Origin of the sequence: Spirillospora albida, from assembly GCF_000718255.1 — a bacterium.
Taxonomy (GTDB): domain Bacteria; phylum Actinomycetota; class Actinomycetes; order Streptosporangiales; family Streptosporangiaceae; genus Spirillospora; species Spirillospora albida.
In genome coordinates this window covers 235,749-253,919 of the sequence record NZ_JOFJ01000002.1, presented here as the reverse complement: position 1 = coordinate 253,919, position 18,171 = coordinate 235,749, and the positions used below count along the sequence as shown (strand labels likewise).

The 18,171-nt window shown below is 72.0% G+C and carries 17 protein-coding genes; 4 read left to right on the top strand and 13 right to left on the bottom strand.

The features are described 5' to 3' along the window. Window positions 1–86 precede the first annotated feature (86 nt). Complete coding sequence (locus IE99_RS0103745; RefSeq protein WP_084219260.1) at window positions 87–719, bottom strand: PH domain-containing protein; 633 nt, start codon at window positions 717–719, stop codon at window positions 87–89. A 78-nt stretch (window positions 720–797) separates the two neighbouring features. On the opposite strand from IE99_RS0103745, the gene IE99_RS0103740 reads away from it, so the two are divergent. Next, entirely contained in the window at window positions 798–1,946 is a 1,149-nt protein-coding gene (locus tag IE99_RS0103740) for an NADH-quinone oxidoreductase subunit D (RefSeq protein ID WP_030163682.1), read from the top strand. A gap of 22 nt (window positions 1,947–1,968) precedes the next feature. Here IE99_RS0103740 and IE99_RS0103735 read toward each other — a convergent pair whose 3' ends face one another. From IE99_RS0103735 to dacB, 11 genes are all read right to left on the bottom strand, one after another. Next, complete coding sequence (locus tag IE99_RS0103735; protein WP_030163680.1) at window positions 1,969–2,442, bottom strand: DUF3180 domain-containing protein; 474 nt, start codon at window positions 2,440–2,442, stop codon at window positions 1,969–1,971. Beyond that, window positions 2,439–3,014 (bottom strand): 2-amino-4-hydroxy-6-hydroxymethyldihydropteridine diphosphokinase, encoded by a 576-nt coding sequence (gene folK / locus IE99_RS0103730; protein ID WP_030163678.1) that lies wholly within the window; start codon window positions 3,012–3,014, stop codon window positions 2,439–2,441. Before folK ends, IE99_RS0103735 begins: the two co-directional genes overlap by 4 nt. Beyond that, the gene (gene folB / locus IE99_RS0103725) at window positions 3,011–3,376 is read right to left on the bottom strand and encodes a dihydroneopterin aldolase (protein ID WP_030163676.1); all 366 of its coding nucleotides are present in this window, start codon (window positions 3,374–3,376) and stop codon (window positions 3,011–3,013) included. Before folB ends, folK begins: the two co-directional genes overlap by 4 nt. Continuing rightward, window positions 3,373–3,810, bottom strand: a complete 438-nt coding sequence (locus IE99_RS0103720) for a nuclear transport factor 2 family protein (RefSeq protein WP_030163674.1) — start codon at window positions 3,808–3,810, stop codon at window positions 3,373–3,375. The genes folB and IE99_RS0103720 overlap by 4 nt, the downstream gene beginning before the upstream one ends. Beyond that, window positions 3,807–4,751, bottom strand: coding sequence for a dihydropteroate synthase (gene folP, locus IE99_RS0103715; RefSeq protein ID WP_051711915.1), 945 nt, complete (start codon window positions 4,749–4,751; stop codon window positions 3,807–3,809). Before folP ends, IE99_RS0103720 begins: the two co-directional genes overlap by 4 nt. Before the next feature lie 141 nt (window positions 4,752–4,892). Next, complete coding sequence (gene folE / locus IE99_RS0103710) at window positions 4,893–5,504, bottom strand: GTP cyclohydrolase I FolE (protein WP_030163670.1); 612 nt, start codon at window positions 5,502–5,504, stop codon at window positions 4,893–4,895. 10 nt (window positions 5,505–5,514) lie between these two features. Next, complete coding sequence (gene ftsH, locus IE99_RS0103705; RefSeq protein ID WP_030163668.1) at window positions 5,515–7,518, bottom strand: ATP-dependent zinc metalloprotease FtsH; 2,004 nt, start codon at window positions 7,516–7,518, stop codon at window positions 5,515–5,517. A 372-nt stretch (window positions 7,519–7,890) separates the two neighbouring features. Next, on the bottom strand, window positions 7,891–8,451 hold the full coding sequence (gene hpt, locus IE99_RS0103700) for a hypoxanthine phosphoribosyltransferase (protein WP_030163666.1): 561 nt from the start codon (window positions 8,449–8,451) through the stop codon (window positions 7,891–7,893). 74 nt (window positions 8,452–8,525) lie between these two features. Continuing rightward, entirely contained in the window at window positions 8,526–9,539 is a 1,014-nt protein-coding gene (gene tilS, locus IE99_RS0103695) for a tRNA lysidine(34) synthetase TilS (RefSeq protein ID WP_030163665.1), read from the bottom strand. A 38-nt stretch (window positions 9,540–9,577) separates the two neighbouring features. Next, a complete protein-coding gene (locus IE99_RS0103690; RefSeq protein ID WP_030163663.1) occupies window positions 9,578–10,690 on the bottom strand; it encodes a zinc-dependent metalloprotease in 1,113 nt (370 codons plus the stop codon). Window positions 10,691–10,804: 114 nt separating this feature from the next. Then, entirely contained in the window at window positions 10,805–12,109 is a 1,305-nt protein-coding gene (gene dacB, locus IE99_RS0103685; RefSeq protein WP_084219259.1) for a D-alanyl-D-alanine carboxypeptidase/D-alanyl-D-alanine endopeptidase, read from the bottom strand. Between the two features lie 219 nt (window positions 12,110–12,328). On the opposite strand from dacB, the gene IE99_RS0103680 reads away from it, so the two are divergent. Next, window positions 12,329–12,820 carry an inorganic diphosphatase gene (locus tag IE99_RS0103680; RefSeq protein ID WP_030163658.1) on the top strand — a complete coding sequence of 164 codons (492 nt, stop codon included), beginning with the start codon at window positions 12,329–12,331 and terminating at the stop codon, window positions 12,818–12,820. A gap of 165 nt (window positions 12,821–12,985) precedes the next feature. Here the strand turns inward: IE99_RS0103680 and IE99_RS0103675 are convergent, their stop codons facing one another. Then, window positions 12,986–14,776, bottom strand: coding sequence for a sigma-70 family RNA polymerase sigma factor (locus IE99_RS0103675; protein WP_030163657.1), 1,791 nt, complete (start codon window positions 14,774–14,776; stop codon window positions 12,986–12,988). Between the two features lie 189 nt (window positions 14,777–14,965). On the opposite strand from IE99_RS0103675, the gene IE99_RS0103670 reads away from it, so the two are divergent. Together IE99_RS0103670 and IE99_RS0103665 are read left to right on the top strand one after the other, a co-directional pair. Next, window positions 14,966–15,706 carry a helix-turn-helix domain-containing protein gene (locus IE99_RS0103670; protein WP_084219258.1) on the top strand — a complete coding sequence of 247 codons (741 nt, stop codon included), beginning with the start codon at window positions 14,966–14,968 and terminating at the stop codon, window positions 15,704–15,706. Next, window positions 15,703–18,120, top strand: a complete 2,418-nt coding sequence (locus IE99_RS0103665) for a VIT domain-containing protein (protein WP_051711913.1) — start codon at window positions 15,703–15,705, stop codon at window positions 18,118–18,120. Before IE99_RS0103670 ends, IE99_RS0103665 begins: the two co-directional genes overlap by 4 nt. The last annotated feature ends 51 nt before the right edge of the window (window positions 18,121–18,171 follow it).

Below are 18,171 nucleotides of genomic sequence, written 5' to 3'. Positions count from 1 at the left end.
ACCGTACGGCCCGGGCGGCGGGTAGGGGTTTCCCGCCGGCCCGTGGCCGGGCGGCCCGGGAGGGTTGTGGGGGCCGTAAGGGCCGCTCATAGGCCCATGCTCCGTTCGTCGCCCTTCTGCGCGAGACGGTCGCGCAGTGACGCGGCCTCGGCGGAGGGCAGGCCCGGGATCGTCGCGTCCGTGGCCGCGGCCGCGGTGTGCATGCGGACGGTGGCGATCCCCATCCACCGCTCGAGCAGCCCGGCGGTGACGTCCACGAACTGCATCCGCCCGTAGGGCACGACGATGAGCCGCTTGACGAACACGCCGTGCGTGACGATGAGGTCGTTCGCGCGTTCCGCGTACCCGAAGGAGCGCCGGTCGAGTTCGGCCACGGCCCCCATGAGGACGACCGTGAGGACCACGGCGACACCCCACAGGACGGTGGCGACGGGCGTGCCGTTCGTCCAGACGAGGAATCCGCCCACACCGCCCACCGGCACCGCCCAGAGCGCTGCGGACAGCAGCCGGTGCAGGCTGTGGCGCTTGGAGAGGGGGGACCAGGGGAGGTCGTCGCCCGGCGCGAACGCCTGGTCGGCGCGGTAGACGGGCGCCGGCACCCCCACCGGCGGCGGCCCGCCCCGCCCCGGGCCGGACGGCGTGGAGGGGTACGCCGCGCCCTGCTGTGCCGGGGGGTGCGCGGCGGGCTCGAACGGCGGTGTGCCGTGGCTCGCGTTCATTGCCCCCTAGTCAACCGGATCCGCGGTCCGCTCGCCATGGGACGATGTGCCGGTGATCGGAGCGGCGGAGACGCGACCATGACCACCGAACGGATCGTCGGCATCGGTGCGGGGGCCAAGGAACTCGCGACCGAGGACATGACGCTGAACATCGGGCCTCAGCACCCCTCGACGCACGGGGTGCTGAGGCTCCGGCTGACGCTGGACGGCGAGCGCATCTCGGCCGCCGAGCCCATCGTCGGCTACATGCACCGGGGCGCGGAGAAGCTGTTCGAGGTCCGCGACTTCCGGCAGATCATCGTGCTCGCCAACCGGCACGACTGGCTGTCGGCCTTCTCCAACGAGCTGGGCGTGGTGCTCGCCGTCGAGCGCATGCTGGGCATGGAGGTGCCGCCCAGGGCGGTGTGGACGCGGACGCTCCTCGCGGAGCTGAACAGGATCCTGAACCACCTGATGTTCCTGGGCTCGTACCCGCTGGAAGTGGGCGCGATCACACCGATCTTCTACGCTTTCCGCGAGCGGGAGTCGCTGCAGAGGGTCCTGGAGGAGATCTCCGGCGGCCGGATCCACTACATGTTCAACCGGGTGGGCGGCCTCAAGGAGGAGCCCCCCGCGGGCTGGACGGGCCGCACCCGCGCCGCGGTCGCCGAGGTCCGATCCCGCATGGGCGACATCGCCGACCTGATCATGGGCAACGAGATCTTCCGCGCTCGCACGCGGGGCGTGGGCGTCCTGACCCGGGAGCAGATCCTGCAGTACGGGGTGTCCGGGCCGATCGCGCGGGCGTCCGGCCTCGACTTCGACCTGCGCCGCGACGAGCCCTACCTCGCCTACGGCGACCTGGACGTGCGGGTCGTCACGCGGGAGGAGGGCGACTGCCTCGCCCGCTTCGAGTGCCTCCTTGACCAGGTGTACGCGTCCCTGGACCTCGCCGACGCCTGCCTCGACCGCCTCGCCGAACTGCCGCCGGGGCCGATCAACCAGCGGCTCCCCAAGGTCCTGAAGGTGCCGGAGGGGCACACCTACGCCTGGACGGAGAACCCCCTCGGCCTCAACGGCTACTACCTGGTGTCGCGCGGCGAGAAGACCCCCTGGCGCCTGAAGCTGCGCTCCGCGTCCTACAACAACGTCCAGGTGCTGGCCGAGCTCCTGCCGGGCAATCTCGTCGCCGACATGATCGCGATCCTCGGCTCGATGTTCTTCGTCGTCGGCGACGTCGACAAGTAGCCCGAACCGGACGCGGGGCCACTCACGCCCGGGAGACGCCCGGGTCGTCGATCCGGTCGTCCGGGTCCTTCGGGACCCGGCAGGCGTACTCGAGGAAGAACGCCGCGCCGGCGAGCACCACCGCCGACAGGAACGTCCCGCCGCTTACGAAGAAGTCGTGCCGGGGCGTGGCCTTGTCAAGCGCGTCGGCGAGGCTCGCGGCGAACCCGGCGAAGACGCCCGCGATGACCGCCGCGGCGTGCGCGCTCGCCTTGCCCAGCGCGGCCGTGCGGGCGACGGCGAGCGGCTCCACCGGCCGCGTGCCCGGCCTGCGGCGGATGCGGCGCAGCAGGTTCACGGCCGTGAAACCCTCGCCCAGCGCCAGGAGCAGCAGGGTCGGGACGGCCGTCCACGGCAGTGGCGGCAGCGACAGGTACGCCGTCTGGAGCACCGCCCAGGTGATGAGGCCGAGTACCACCACCAGGGCCGCGAGGAACAGCGGTCGGGTCGGCCTCATGCAGGCTGCTGGAGGCTCAGGTCGGACCTGCGGCGGCAGACGGACGGTCCCCCTTCCGCCTGCCTGGCCTTGGCGAGGTCGCCGACCCTGCCATGGCCCTGCAGCAGCACGTCCGGTTCGATGTCGGCCCACGGGACGAGGACGAACGCCCGCTCGTGCGCGCGCGGGTGGGGCAGCGTCAAGACGGGGTCGTCGGACGTGACGTCCCCGAACACCACGATGTCGATGTCCAGGGTGCGGGGGCCCCAGCGGACCTCCCGGACGCGGCGCATCGAGTTCTCGATGTTGAGGACCCGTTCGAGGAGGTTCTCCGGGGCGAGCCGGGTGTCGGCCACCAGGACCGCGTTGAGGTAGTCGCCCTGTTCCGGGATCGTCTCCCCGGGCGGGGCGAACGGAGCGGTCTCGTAGACGGGGGAGAGCGCCACGAAGTCCATCCCCGGCGCGTCGAACAACGCGTCCACGGCCTCCTGGAGGTTGTCCAGACGGTCGCCGAGGTTGCTGCCGAGTGAGAGGACGACACGGTGCCGGACCAGCATGTGGCCCCCGGTCGCGGTGCGGTCGGACGCTGTCATGGACGACTCCTCCTGATCTTCACGGCCACGTCCGTGAAGGGGTGCGGCACCGGGGCGCTCGGCTTGTGCACGGTGACCTCCGCCTCCACGACCGCCGCGTCTTCCAGGCAGATCGTCGCTAGGCGGTCGGCGAGCGTCTCGATGAGGTTGACGGGCTCCCCCTCCACGACGGCGACCAGACGGCTCGCGAGCGTTCCGTAGTCGACGGTACGCGACAGATCATCTCCGGCCGCCGCCGGGCGGGTGTCGAGACCGAGCGCGACGTCCACGACGAACTCCTGTCCGAGCTCCCGCTCGGCCGGCAGGCAGCCGTGGCGTCCCCTGGCCCGCAGGCCGCGCAGTTCGATGCGGTCGAGACTCATTCTTCCTCTGCCTCAGCGACGTTGAGCACCGGGGACCCGTGGTGGAGCAGAAGGCGCCACTCCCCCTCGGCCCTGACGAACAGGTTCGTGGCCACGATGCTCCCGCCCGCGAGGAACCCCGCCTCGGTGTCATCGTCGGCCGTCAGGACGTTCTCCTTGCACGTCACCACCGCGTGATCACCGTAAACGTCCGTCTCGACGTCGGTCAGGACGAACTGGATGTACGCCGTGTTCGCCATGATCAGCGCCCAGGAGCGCAGCACCTCGTCGCGGCCCCGCAGCATCGTCCAGCCCGGGTGCACGCACGAGACCCCCGCCGCGTACGGGCCGTCCGCCCACACGGCGGCCATGCGGTCGAGATCGCCCGCCTCGAACGCCGCGTAGAACTCCGTGTGCGCCTCTTCCAGCTCGGCACGGTTCACGGCACGGCTCATCCGTCGTCGCTCCCTGTTTCGGTCCGTGGGACTCCTGCTTCGGTACGCGGAGCGTCGGCATCGACGCCGGCCGGGCCGCCCGGCTCCGGACGGGCCGCGCGCACGGCGGCCGCGACGCGCACCGCGTCGACGTTGGGGCGGACGCGGTGCACCCGGACGCACCACGCGCCCGCGGCCGCGGCGAGGGACGTGACCGCCACGGTCGCGTCATCGCAGTCCGTGAACGGCCGGGGGACGCCCTCGGCGTCCGCGAGGAGCCGCGTCAGGAAGCTCTTGCGGGAGGCGCCGACGAGGACCGGGTGCCCGGTGCCGGTGAAAGCGTCCAGGTGGGCGAGGAGCGTCCAGTTGTGGCCCGCCGTCGGGCTCTTGGAGAACCCCAGCCCGGGATCGAGGACGATCAGCGACGGATCGACCCCCTCCTCCAGCACGGCGTCCACCCGCTTCAGCAGCTCGTCGCGGACCTCGCGCACCACATCGGCGTACACGGCGCGGGTCTGCATGTCATGGCTGTGCCCCCGCCAGTGCATCACGACGTAGGGAACCCCCGCGGCCGCCACCACCCGGGCCATCCCCGGATCGGCCAGGCCGCCGCTGACGTCGTTCACCAGGCGCGCGCCCGCCGCGACCGCCGCCTCCGCCACCTCGGCGCGCATCGTGTCGACGCTGACCGGGACGTCCTCGGCCGTGAGCGCCTCGATGACCGGCACGACGCGGCGCAGCTCCTCCTCCCGGGAGACCCGCTGCGCGCCCGGACGGGTGGACTCGCCGCCGACGTCGACGATGTCGGCGCCCTCCGCGACCAGGTCGAGGCCGTGCCCGATCGCCTTCTCGGGGTCGAACCAGGAACCGCCGTCGGAGAACGAGTCGGGGGTGACGTTCACCACGCCCATGACGAGGCAGCGCCCTGGTGCGGGAAGACCCGGGACGACGGCACTGGTCATGCCGTCAACCCTATGCCTTCGCCGCACCCCCCGGATGCCCCCCTCGATCACCGCCGAAAGGCGCCCGCAACGCCTGAACGGCCCCCAGCTCGCCGCTGAGGGCCGTTCAGGCGTTCGTACCGTTCCAAGGCGACTCGGGCGCTACGGGCGGCCCAGGATCAGGCTCATCGCCTCGGCGCGCGTCTCGGCGTGATCGCGGAAGTCGCCACGGACCGCCGAGGTCACCGTCTTCGCGCCCGGCTTGCGCACGCCCCGCATCGTCATGCAGAGGTGCTCCGCCTCGATCACCACGATCGCGCCGCGCGGCTCCAGCACCCGCATCAACGCGTCCGCGACCTGGCTCGTCAGCCGCTCCTGCACCTGCGGCCGGCGCGCGTACACGTCGACCAGCCGCGCGAGCTTGGACAGGCCCGTGATCTGGCCCTTCTTGTTCGGCGTGTACCCGACGTGGGCGACACCGTGGAAGGGCACCAGGTGGTGCTCGCAGACGCTGTACACCTCGATGTCCTTCACGAGGACCATCTCCTCGTGCATGGCGTCGAAAACGGTGGTCAGCGCCTCCTCCGGCGTCTGCCGGAGACCCGCGAACTGCTCGGCGTACGCGCGGGCCACACGCGCCGGGGTATCGCGGAGCCCGTCGCGATCGGGGTCCTCCCCGATCGCGAACAGGATCTCGCGCACCGCCTTCTCGATGCGGGCGTGGTCGAACCCCGGCGGGTCCTCCCGCATCGGCGCGTCGTCGTCGATGGACATGGCCAAGGCGTCAGCTCTCGCCCTGAGCGGGATCGGCGGCCTCGGAGCCGACGGCGCCCTGCCCGTTGTTCTTGGTCAGCTCCGCCACGTCCTGCGGGCCGAGCAGGGCCAGCTCCTTGGAGGTCAGGACCGGCGGGCGGTCCGACGGGAGGCGCTTGCCGTACCCCGTGTAGGAGTTCTGGTGGGGGCGCTTGGTGATGGGAGAGAAGATCTCCAGCACCTGGTCCTTGGAGAGGGTCTCCTTCTCCATCAGGTTGACCACCAGGTCGTCCAGGACGTCCCGGTACTCGACCAGGATCTCCCACGCGGTGTCGTGCGCGGCCTCGATGTAGCGGCGGACCTCGTCGTCGATCGCGGACGCGATGTCCTCGGAGTAGTCGCGCTCGTGGCCCATGTCCCGTCCGAGGAACACCTCGCCGGCGCCGGTCCCGAACTTGCGGGCGCCGAGGCGCTCGCTCATGCCGTACTCCGTCACCATGTTGCGCGCGATGGAGGTGGCCTTCTCGATGTCGTTGGCCGCGCCGGTGGTGGGCTCGTGGAACACGAGCTCCTCAGCGGTGCGCCCGCCCAGCAGCATGGCCAGCTGGTCGTTCATCTCCGAGCGCGTGGTGAGGAACTTGTCCTCCATCGGGAGGGTCATCGTGTAGCCGAGGGCCCGGCCGCGCGGCAGGATCGTCACCTTGTGCACGGGGTCGGCGTTCGGCAGCGCGTGCGCCACCAGCGCGTGACCGCCCTCGTGGTAGGCGATGATCTTCTTTTCCTTCTCCGACATCACGCGGGTCTTGCGCTCCGGCCCGGCCATGACGCGGTCGATGGACTCCTCGAGGGTGTCCATGTCGATCAGCTTGCGGTCGAAGCGGGCAGTGAGGAGCGCCGCCTCGTTGATGACGTTCGCGAGGTCAGCGCCGGTGAATCCGGGCGTGCGCCGGGCGATGACGTCGAGGTCGACGTCCGGCGCGAACGGCTTGCCGCGCCCGTGCACCCGGAGGATGCCCTTGCGGCCCTCCAGGTCGGGCCGGTCGACGGTGACCTGCCGGTCGAAACGGCCGGGGCGCAGCAGCGCCGGGTCGAGGATGTCGGGCCGGTTGGTCGCCGCGATGAGGATCACGCCGCCCTTGACGTCGAACCCGTCCATCTCGACCAGGAGCTGGTTCAGGGTCTGCTCGCGCTCGTCGTGGCCGCCGCCGAGCCCGGCACCGCGGTGCCGGCCGACGGCGTCGATCTCGTCGATGAAGATGATGGACGGCGCGTTCGCCTTCGCCTGCTCGAACAGGTCCCGCACGCGGGAGGCGCCGACACCGACGAACATCTCGACGAAGTCCGAACCGGAGATCGAGTAGAAGGGGACCCCCGCCTCGCCGGCCACGGCGCGCGCGAGGAGCGTCTTGCCGGTGCCGGGCGGGCCGTACAGCAGCACGCCCTTCGGGATCTTCGCCCCGATCGCCTGGAACTTCGCCGGGTTCTGCAGGAAGTCCTTGATCTCCTCGAGTTCCTCGAGGGCCTCCTCGGCGCCGGCGACGTCCGCGAAGGTCGTCTTCGGGGTGTCCTTGGTGATGAGCTTCGCCTTGGACTTGCCGAAGTTCATCACCCGCGATCCGCCGCCCTGCATCTGGTTCATGATGAACAGGAAGATGAGGACGATGACCACGATGGGCAGCAGGCTGAACAGCAGGCTCATGAAGAGGTTCTGCTTCGGCACCTCGACGTTGTAGCCGCCGGGGAGCTTGCCCGCGTTGGCCTGCGCCTGGAGTTGCCTCTGGAGCTCGAGGCCCTGGCCGTCGACCCAGGAGGCCTGCTGCCGGGTGTCGTCGGTCAGCGTGATCTCGATCCGCTGGTCCTTGTCAATGATCTTGGCGGACTTGACCTTGCCCGCCGCGATCTCCTGGACCACCTTGGAGGTGTCGGTCTTCTCGTATGAACGGCTCGGATTGAGGCCCCACATGACAAGGGCGACCAAGAGGCCGAACAGCAGGATCCACAGCAGCGGCCCGCGAAAATAGCGCTTCACGTCCATTTATCCGGTTACCCCTCCGGGGCCCGTCCCTCCTGACCAACGTCTGTGTGCGATCCCCGCCCGTCCCGGGGGACGAGCGTCAGTGCGACCATCGAAAGACCCGCTCACGAACGGTCCGGCGCCGGGGGCTCCGGATCCGTCGAGCGGTCTCCCTCACATGGCACCCGGGCTTGGGGAGCCTGGGACCACCGACGGTACACCGCAGAACACGGGAGACGCAGCCAGCGCCGATCTCCCGGTCCTTTCCGTATACCCGTCAACGACCCTTGCAACGAACCGTCACGGCCGGTTGTTCCCTGCCGCCGGGCTCTATGCGTCCCGCGGGCACCGGCGGCGGCGGCGCTTCACCGGCGCCGTCCGCGCCGGGTGCCGTCAGGCCTCACCACCGTAGACATGGGGGGCGAGGGTGCCGACGAACGGAAGGTTCCGGTACTTCTCCGCGTAGTCGAGCCCGTATCCGATGACGAACTCGTTGGGGATTTCGAAGCCGATGTATCTCACGTCCACCTCGGTCTTGACGGCGTCGGGCTTGCGGAGGAGGGCGCAGATCTCCAGGGACGCGAGCCCGCGCGAACGCAGGTTGCTCACCAGCCACGACAGCGTGAGCCCCGAGTCGACGATGTCCTCCACGATCAGGACGTGCCGGTCGGTGATGTCGGTGTCGAGGTCCTTGAGGATGCGGACGACGCCCGACGACTTGGTCCCCGACCCGTAGGACGACACCGCCATCCAGTCCATCGAGGCGGGCGTGTGCAGTGCGCGCGCCAGGTCCGCCATGATCATGACGGCGCCCTTCAGGACCCCCACCAGGAGCAGGTCCTTGCCCGCGTAGTCGGCGTCGATCTGCTCGGCCAGCTCCCGCACCTTGGCCTGGAGCCGGTCTTCGGGGATCAGTACCTTCGCCAGGTCGCTGCCCAGGTCCTTCTCGTCCACAGCCCACCCTCATCGTCGAGACCCGTCCGCCCGGTGGCGGACGCCGCCGTGCGGAGCTCCCGCACCGCGCGATGTCAAGCCGGGCCGAACAGCAGCCTCCCATACCGCCGGAACACCCGAAGGCGCCCGGGCAGGTCCACGTGCCGCTGGCCGTGCCAGGCGATGACCAGCCGATCCATTGCATCGACATGGACGGCCGCGAGCGTACCCGGTGGACTGCCGGCCTTCACCGCGGCCACCCTCAGCACGCGGGTCCTGACCGCTCTGGGCAGGTCCTCCAGCCCCTCCAGGCGCAGCGCCACCGGACAGCCCTCCTCGGAGGTCGCCAGGTCCGCGAAGGCCCGCTCCGCAAGGCCGTCGAGGGCGTCCGCGTCATCGCGGAGCATCCGCGCCGTCCTGGCGAGCGCGTCCGCGATGCCCGGCCCCAGCGCCTTCTCCAGGGCGGGCAGTGCTTCGTGCCTCACACGGGCGCGCGTGTACGCCGGGTCGTCATTGTGGGGGTCGTCCCAGGGGTCCAGTCCCATCGCGACGCACGCCCTGCGCGCGGTGGCCCGATCGATCTCCAAGAGGGGACGGCGGTACAGAACGCCGGGGTCGCCGCTGTGCGCGCGCCGGCGGAACGTCGGCGGCATGCCCGCGAGCGACCGCGCACCCGACCCGCGCGCGAGCCCCAGCAGCACCGTCTCCGCCTGGTCGTCCCGGGTGTGCCCGAGGAGGACCGCCGCCGCGCCCAGCCGGGTCGCGGCATCGTCCAGGGCCGCGTACCGCGCGTCACGTGCCGCGTTCTCCGGGCCGCCGGACCCCGAGACGGTGACCGCTATGGAGCCGGCGGGATCCAGCCCGAGGCCGGCGAGGACCCCGACCAGGGCGTCGGCGCGTCCGGCCGACCCGTCCTGCAGGCCGTGGTCGATCGTGACGGCGCCGGCCGGACGCCCCGATCTGGGCGCCTCGAAGGCCAGCGCCCCCGCGAGGGCCAGGGAGTCGGCTCCCCCGCTGCACGCGGCCAGCACCATCGCGCCGGGGGGCAGGCCGGCGAGGACGCGCCGCACCGCGACGCGGACCGTCGCCACCGCCGGATCTGGACCCATGGGACATCACTACCACCCGCACGGGCCCGGCGGCCCGATCACGCCTCGTTGGCCTCCGGCGGCGCCTCGTCGAGGGCCCGCGGCACCACGACCCGGGCGATCCAGAGCGAGGGCTCCTTGATCTCGTCGTGGGTGGGCAGCGTCTCCGGCGACTCCCAGACCCTGTTGAAACCGCTCATGCCCACCTGGGCGACGACCCGCCGCACGAACCGCGACCCCTCCGCGTACTGCTTCATCTTCAGGTCGATGCCGAGCAGCCTGCGGATCGTCTTGTCCAGTCGGGAACCGCCGTCGCGGCGTCCCTGGAAACTCGCCCGGATCTGCTGGACGGACGGCACGACCTCCGGGCCGACCGCGTCCATCACATAGTCGCCGTGACCCTCCACCAGCGTCATCACGGCGGTGAGCCGGTCGAGGATCTCGCGCTGCTCCGGGCTCTGGATCGCGTCGATGAGGTTGGAGTCGCCGCCGCGGACGGCGTCCGCGACGGCCTCCGCCGCGTCCCGGATCCGCTCCAGCATCGCGCCCGGGTCGAGGTCGGAGGCCAGCAGGAAGCGCGTCATCTGGTCCTGCACGTACTGGCGCAGCCAGGGGACCCCGGTGAACTGCGCTCGGTGCGTCTCCTCGTGCAGGCACACCCAGAGCCGGAAGTCGCGCGAGTGCACGCCGAGCTCCTGCTCGACGTGCACGATGTTGGGCGCCACCAGGGTCAGCCGGCCGGTCGGCGCGATGCCGGACGGGTCCGGCGGCAGGAACAGCTCGTACTGCCCGAGGACGCGGCTCGCCATGTACGCGAGGATCGCCCCGACCTGCATCCCGGTGACACGGGACCCGACGGCCTGCACGATCGCGTCCCCGGTGCTGCCCAGCGGCCCCGGACCTCGGCGCGCGGACATCTGCTCCATGAGCGGTTCCAGGACCACTCGGAAACCGTCCACGTTCGCCTGGATCCACCCGGGGCGGTCCACCACCGTGGCGGGCGCGGGATCGATCTCCGAGGCCATACCGGTGAAGTCCCGCACATGGCCGTGCGCGATCCGGGACAGTTCCCGCAGCTCCGCCACGACGTCGCGGGCCTCGGCCGGACTCACCTGCGGCCCCGGCCGGACGAGACGGGATCCGGCCTGCACGGCGACATTCCAGTCGATCATCGAGGCGCTCATCACTCCACCGTCCGTTCGACACGGCGCCGGAGCGCCCCTGCACGGTTTGTTCAACGAACAACCGTTCTGGTTATCTCCCGTACGGTCTCCCCCACACCAGGATCAGCCGCACCCGCAGGCGGCGACCGCCGCCGCGAGCCGGTCGAGCCGCCCCGGGTCCACCACCGATTTCCCGTCCCCGGCCATGAAGGCGAACGCGAGCAGCCGTCCGTCCGCGTCGTGGGCGACGCCCGCGAGCGTGCTGACACCGGACAGCGTGCCCGTCTTCGCCCGGACGACCCCGGCCCCCGCGCGGCTCGACGGAACCGTGTAACGGGGCGGGCCGAGCGTCCCGGAGAAGCCCGCGACCGGCAGGCCGGTGATCGCCGCACGCAGCTCGGGGTGTTCCGGGCTCGCCGCCAGGGACACGATCCGCGCCAGTGCGATCGGCGAGATCCGATTGTGCGGGGACAGGCCGCTGCCGTCATGGACGAGGACGCCCTCCGCGACGCCCAGCTCCGACAGGACCTGGAGCACGGCCTGCGCGGAGGAGGCGAACGACGCGGGGAGCCCCCTCTTGACGGCGACCTGCCTGGCCATCGCCTCCGCGACGTCGTTGTCGCTGTCGGTCATCAGATGCTCGACCAGTGCCGAGACGGGAGGCGACCGCACCGCGCCGAGGGTCTGCGCGTCCTTCGGCGCGACGGTCCCGCGGCCGCTCTTCGCCGCCACCCCGTTGCGGGACAGCAGGCGCGCGAACGAGGCCGCGGCGACGGCGGGCGGATCGGTGACCCGTTCGGGACGCGTCGGGTCGACGCGCCCCTCGTCCACGGTGAGAGCGCTCACCGGGGCGACCTCACCGTCGGGCAGGTAGTTGGGCTTCCAGGTCGCGGCCGCGCGCGGCCCCTGGTAGGCGGACGCGTCGTAGTCGACCCGCACCTGCGTCACCCCGGACGCCTTGAGGGCGGTGGCCGTCTGCCGCGCCAGATCGGCGAGAGAGGCATAGGGCGGATGTCCCGCTTCCGGACTCGGAGGCAGGGCGGTCAGGGTGGGATCCCCGCCGCCGACCAGTACGATGCCGCCATCGCCCCCGCGCACGACGCGGGTGGTGATCCGGTGCCCAGGGCCCGCCGCGGCCAGGACGGCCACCGCCGTCACCAGCTTCGTCGTGGAAGCGGGCGTCGCGGGGCGGTCCGCGCGCAGGTCGAACAGCGTCCGGCGGGTCACCGCGTCGATCACCACCGCGTTGATCGGCGCCCCCCGGCCTCCCGCCAGGGGCGCAAGCCTCGCGGCGACGGCGGCGGCGTTCGCCGGCCGGGCCGCGACCAGATCGACCGCCGGCACGGACACCGAGGTCCGCAGCGGGTCCCGCGCGGCCACGCTCGGCGGCTGCGGGGACAGGTGGCGGTCCGGTGTGAGTTTCGCCACTGCAACCCCGGCGAGAGCAGTGAAAACGTTGAGGAGGGATAGTGACAGTACGGCGAGGGCTCGACCCCGTCCTCCCACGTGACCGCCCCTCTCCCACTCAGCACTCGCCAACGTGCGACATCCTTATATAAGGGAACACCCACCCCGTGGCGTCGGCATGCCGTCCCACGGACCCCCGAAAGACTATTCACTGCGACCGCGCAGGGAGCGGAGGACATCTTGGATTTCGACGTCACCATTGAGATCCCGAAGGGCCAGCGGAACAAGTACGAGGTCGACCACGAGTCGGGGCGCATCCGCCTCGACCGCATGCTCTTCACCTCGACCCAGTACCCGGCCGACTACGGGTTCATCGAGCACACCCTGGGCGAGGACGGCGACCCCCTGGACGCGCTGGTCCTGCTGCAGGAGCCGACGTTCCCCGGCTGCCTGATCCGCTGCCGCGCGGTCGGCATGTTCCGCATGACCGACGAGGCCGGTGGTGACGACAAGGTCCTGTGCGTCCCCGCGACGGACCCCCGGATGGAGCACCTGCGCGACATTCACCACGTCGCCGAGTTCGACCGCCTGGAGATCCAGCACTTCTTCGAGGTCTACAAGGACCTCGAGCCCGGAAAGTCCGTCGAGGGCGCCAGCTGGGTCGGCCGCGTCGAGGCGGAGATCGAGATCGAGCGTTCCCTGAAGCGCGCGGCGGAGCAGGGCGGTCACTGAGCCCGGTCATCGGGGCCGGCTCGGTCCGGCCCTTGATGCGGGAGCCGTGAGACGGCGCCGGTCCGCTCCCCGCCGTCCTGCACGAGCAGCTCGCAGAGAACCCTTCCGTACGGACACCGTACGGAAGGGTTCTCGCCTTCCCGGGGGTGGATCGTCTTGCTTTGGCTAGCCCGAGGTCTCCGGGGCGGGGCTGTCACCGGACGGAGTGGAAGAGGCGGCGCTGTCCGATGGTGGAGCGGAGTTCCCGGCGGACGGTGTCGATGATGACGGCGGAGCCGAGGACGGGGGCTCCGGAGGCTCGGACGGGGAGGGCGTACCGGACGCCGGCGGTTTCGAGGGCTCACCGGACGGCGGCGGACCCGAGGACGAGGGCGGGTCCGTGGCGGGTCCCGGGGATGGGGAGGTCGAACCCGTGGGTGTGGGCGAAGGGCCGGGATCGGGGACGTCCGGACGCCAGGTGACGCACACCGGCGTCCCTCCGGGAGAGAACAGGATGGCCCCCTCGCCCTGCGAGCGGGTGTCGCGGACGGCCTGTACGCCGAGGGTCACGGCCTCGCCGTCACCGAGCCGTCCGGACGTCCTGCTCACCCGCAGAGGTCCCCGGGTCGTGGCCCGCCACTCCACGGGCCCGCCCTCCGCCCGCAGTTCCACCGAACCGGCCGAGCCTCCTGCAAGGTCGAGGTAGAGCGGGGACACCACCAGCGAGCCGGTGACCCGGCCGCCGAACAGGGGTCGGGACCGCAAGGGCCGTCCGGCGGGCGGCGTGGGAAGGGCCTCCGGCGGCGCGGACGAGGTGCGCGCCCCCAAGGGGAACGTCGCCGAGACGGGCATCGGCTCCGATCCCTCGCCCGCGTTCCGGCGCGTGACGGAGTGCTCTCCCGCCGCGGTCGGCGACGTGGATGAGGCGCTGCCCGGACCGGGCTTCACGACCCTCCCGGCGGAACCCGCCCCCTGCCCGGCCGCACCGAACACCGCGTACATCGCGGTGAGGCCGCCACCGAGGAGCCCGACGGCCAGTCCGAGGACGAGCGCCAGGCGGACCGCCCGTGACCGGCTCCCGGCGTACTCCGGCACACACCCCGAACGCGTCGCCGGGCGCGTACGGCGTGCGCCCCGCAACGATGCGCGGAGCCGGCCCATCAGCGGCCCCGGCGCGACCGGGAACCCGTCGGGTGTGAACGCGGTGACCCGGGTGGCGGCGAAACGCCGGTAGCCGGCGAGCTCCGGGTCCAGGAAGCAGCTCATGACCCGCACCCGGAGCTCCTCCGGCGGCACCGGGTCGGGCAGGAGGCCGAACACCTTCGCCGCCGAGACCGTACGCGGGCGCAGCGCCCGGCACACCGGGCACTCCTCGGCGTGCGCCGCCAGCCGCCCGGCCGGTTCGGGCGAGAGCGGCCCGTTGCGCTCCCGCAGGAGGCGCGCGCGCTCCGGGCAGCCGTACGGCCCCCTGTGGGCGAGGATCTCGGCCACGAGCGCCCGTTCGAGCCGTCCGTGCGCGCGGTCGAGCATGGCCTGCGCGTCCCGCACCGGTACGCCCATGACGGCCGCCACCTCGATGACGGGCAGGTGATGACGCATGCGGAGTGCGAGGACCTCCCGCGCCGACGGCGGCAGGGCCATGACGGCGTGCCAGGCCATGATGCGCTGGTCGACGTCCTCCTGCCGATGGTCCGCGATGGGCACGTCCGGCGGATCGTCGTGGGCGGGCGCGCGGCGTCCGCATTCCAGGCGCGCGATCGCGTACAGCCATGGCTCGAGCCGGTGCGGGTCCCGCAGCTCGTCGATGTGCGCTTCGGCCACGATGAACGTGTCGCGCAAGGCGACCTGCGCGGCGTCGCGTTCCCTGAGCCGGAACCAGCAGTACGCGTAGATCCGGTCGGCGTAGGCGCCGTACAGGCCGGCCACCGCGTCCGCTTCGCGCGCGCGCAGCGCCTCGACCAGGCGTGGGTCGTTCATGACTGAAAATGTAAACGTTCCCGGGAACTTTTACTCGCAATTTCAAGAGACCGGACATCGCACACCAACGCCATTTCTGCTTTTTCTGGGGACAGTTTATGAATTGTGACTATTGGCAAGTTTGCGCGAGTTGCCCCACCCCGCGGTCCATGTTGACAGTGTCACCATGACAGTGTCATCATCACTGCCATGGACGATGCCTGGACGATCAGCGAGCTGGCCGAGCGCGCCGCGGCGGCGCTCACCTCCGGCGCGTCCGTGCGGGTCAACGGCCGGGTGCGCGATCTGCCCAACGAGCGGCTGATCCGCTGGTACACGACGATCGGCCTGCTCGACCCGCCACTCGGACGCCGCGGCCGCGCCGCCCTGTACGGCCGCCGCCATCTCCTCCAGCTCGTCGCCGTGAAGCGCCGCCAGTCCGCCGGCCACTCCATCGCCGAGATCCAGCTGGAGCTCGCCGCCGCGACCGACCAGACCCTCGAGCGGATCGCCCTCCCGTCACCCGGACGACAGGCCCCGGAGCCCGCCCCGGGGCCGTCCCCAAAGAGCGATCACCACGCGGACGCGACCGACCTGTCCGCAGAACCGCACGGCCCCACGAGAGGCCGCTTCTGGAGCACGCGTCCCGACATCTCGTTCCGCGGCATCACCGCCACCGATGACCTGGTCCTGCCGCCGGCCGTCGTCCAGGGCGTCAAGCTGGCACCCGACGTCACCCTCCTGCTGGAGGCCGCCGCCCTCACCGGCGACGACGTGGCCGCCCTCCGGCACGCCGCCCGCCCCCTGCTCCGCGAACTGCACCGCCGCGGCCTGCTCACGTCCTCCGGTCACGCACCGGCCGAACCCGACGCCCTCTCCGCGACCTCCGACGCCACCGCAACCTCCGACCCCACCGTGACATCCGCCGATCCGCCCGGGAGGCCCCAGTGAACGTGCGCATCCTGCCGCTACCCGAGACCACAGCGCCCCCGGCCCCCGGCTCCGGCCTCGGCGCGCTCAGCACCGGCAAGGGGAACCTGCCGCTCGACACCGTCGAGGTGCGCGCCTCGGTGACCGGCCTGACCGCCGGGATCGAGGTCGTCCAGGGGTTCCGCAACCCCTTCGACGTGCCGCTCGAGGCGACCTACGTCTTCCCCCTGCCCGACCGGGCCGCCGTGACCGCACTGCGGATGGAGGCCGCCGACCGGGTGATCGAGGGAACGCTGAAGGAGCGTGGCCGCGCCCGGGAGGAGTACGACGCCGCGATCGCCGCCGGACGGCGCGCCGCGATCGCCGAGGAGGACCGCCCCGACGTCTTCACCATGCGCGTGGGCAACATCCTCCCGGGCGAGCGGGTCACGATCCGCCTCGCGCTCGACCAGCCGCTGCCCTACGAGACGGGCACGGGCGCCACGTTCCGCTTCCCGCTCGTCGTGGCCCCCCGCTACATCCCGGGCGCACCGCTCGGCGACGCCCAGGCCGGTCCCGGGATCGCGGAGGACACCGACGCCGTCCCCGACGCGTCCAGGATCAGTCCCCCGGTCCTGCTGCCGGGCTTCCCCGACCCGGTGCGGCTCTCGATCGCCGTGGACATCGACCCCGCGGGGCTGCCCCTCACCGAGATCCACTCCGCCCTCCACGTCGTCACGGACTACTCCGACGGCGAGCGGGTGAAGGTGCGGCTGCGGCCGGGCGAGCGACTCGACCGCGACTTCATCCTGCGGCTCGGCTACGGCGGCCACGAGTGCGCCGCCCTGTCCCTCGCCCCGGACGAGTCCGGTGAAGAGGGGACGTTCAGCCTGACGGTCCTCCCGGACGGCGACGCCCGCCCCAGGCCACGGGACGTCGTGCTCGTCCTCGACCGTTCCGGCAGCATGCAGGGCTGGAAGATGGTCGCCGCCCGCCGCGCCGCCGCCCGGATCGTCGACACGCTCCGAACCGAGGACCGGTTCGCCGTCCTGTCCTTCGACACCGTCATCGAACGGCCCCGCGACCTCGGGCCGGGGCTCGCCGACGGAACCGACCGCAACCGCTTCCGCGCGGTCGAGCATCTCGCGACCCTGGAAGCCCGGGGCGGCACCGAGATGCTCGCCCCGCTCGACGAGGCGTGCACCCTGCTCGCCGAGCCCGGTCGCGACCGGGTGCTCGTCCTCATCACCGACGGCCAGATCGGCAACGAGGACCAGATCCTCGCCCATCTGGAGCCCCGGCTGCACGGCGTCCGGGTCCACACCGTCGGGATCGACCGGGCGGTGAACGCGGGGTTCCTGAACCGCCTCGCCGCGGTCGGCGGCGGCCTCTGCGAACTGGTCGAATCCGAGGACCGCCTGGACACGGCGATGGAGCACATCCACCACCGGATCGGCGCGCCCCTCGCGACCGGCCTCTCCCTGCACCCCGACGGCCTGGACGTCGTGCCCGGTTCGGTGGCGCCCGCCCGCCTCGGCGCCCTGTTCCCCGGAGTCCCGCTGACGGTCACCGGGCGCTACCGCGGACCGGCCGGCGGCTCACTGACCGTCCAGGGCGCCGCGTCCGACGGCACCCCGTGGGAACAGCGCGCGGATGCGCGGGTCTCCAATGGCACGGCGGCCACCTCGATCTGGGCCCGCGCGCACCTGCGCGACCTGGAGGACCGCTACGCCGTCACGGGCTCCGACGACCTCGAACGGCGCATCGTCGACACATCCCTGCGCTTCGGCGTCCTGTGCCGCTTCACGGCGTTCGTCGCCGTCGACGCCCGCGTCGTGACGGACGGCGACGCCCCTCACCCGGTCGTGCAACCGGTCGAGATGCCGGACGGCTGGGCGGCGCCCGCCGCTCCGATGTCCTTCCAGCCGATGTCCCTGGCCGCCCCGATGCCGACCGCCGGTGCGCCGCCCATGCCCGCGCCCGCAGCGCCGCCCATGGCGTCCGCCGGTGGGCCACCGCCGCCCAGAGGCGGTGCGGGCTTCCCCGCGGGCCCGCCCCGCGGCTCCTCCCACATGGCCGGAGAGTCCGCCGGTGCCCCGTCCCCGAAGCCCGCCTTGCGCCGTGGCGGCAACGCAGCCAGGCGACGGTCCCCGGACATCACGAATGACCTGGCGACCGCACTCGAGCGCCTGCACGCTGTCCCGGACACGCACCGCGACCGCCTCGACCACCTGCTGACCCTGCTCCTCCCCGACCTGGAGCGACTCGTCCAGCGCATGGAGGCACAGGGCATGGACGCCGCGCCGCTGTCCACGCTCCGCGACGAACTGCGCCTTCTCACTCCCACCGCGCCCGAAGCCCATGTCACCGACCTCTGGACGCGCACCCTCCAAACCCTCTCCGGCCTCGCCGCCCCCACGCCCCGCCCCCGCCCCTTCTGGAAACGCCCCTCATGAAGTGCCGGACACGAGCAGGGACGCCCTTGGTGGGCGTCCCTGCTGTGAGGG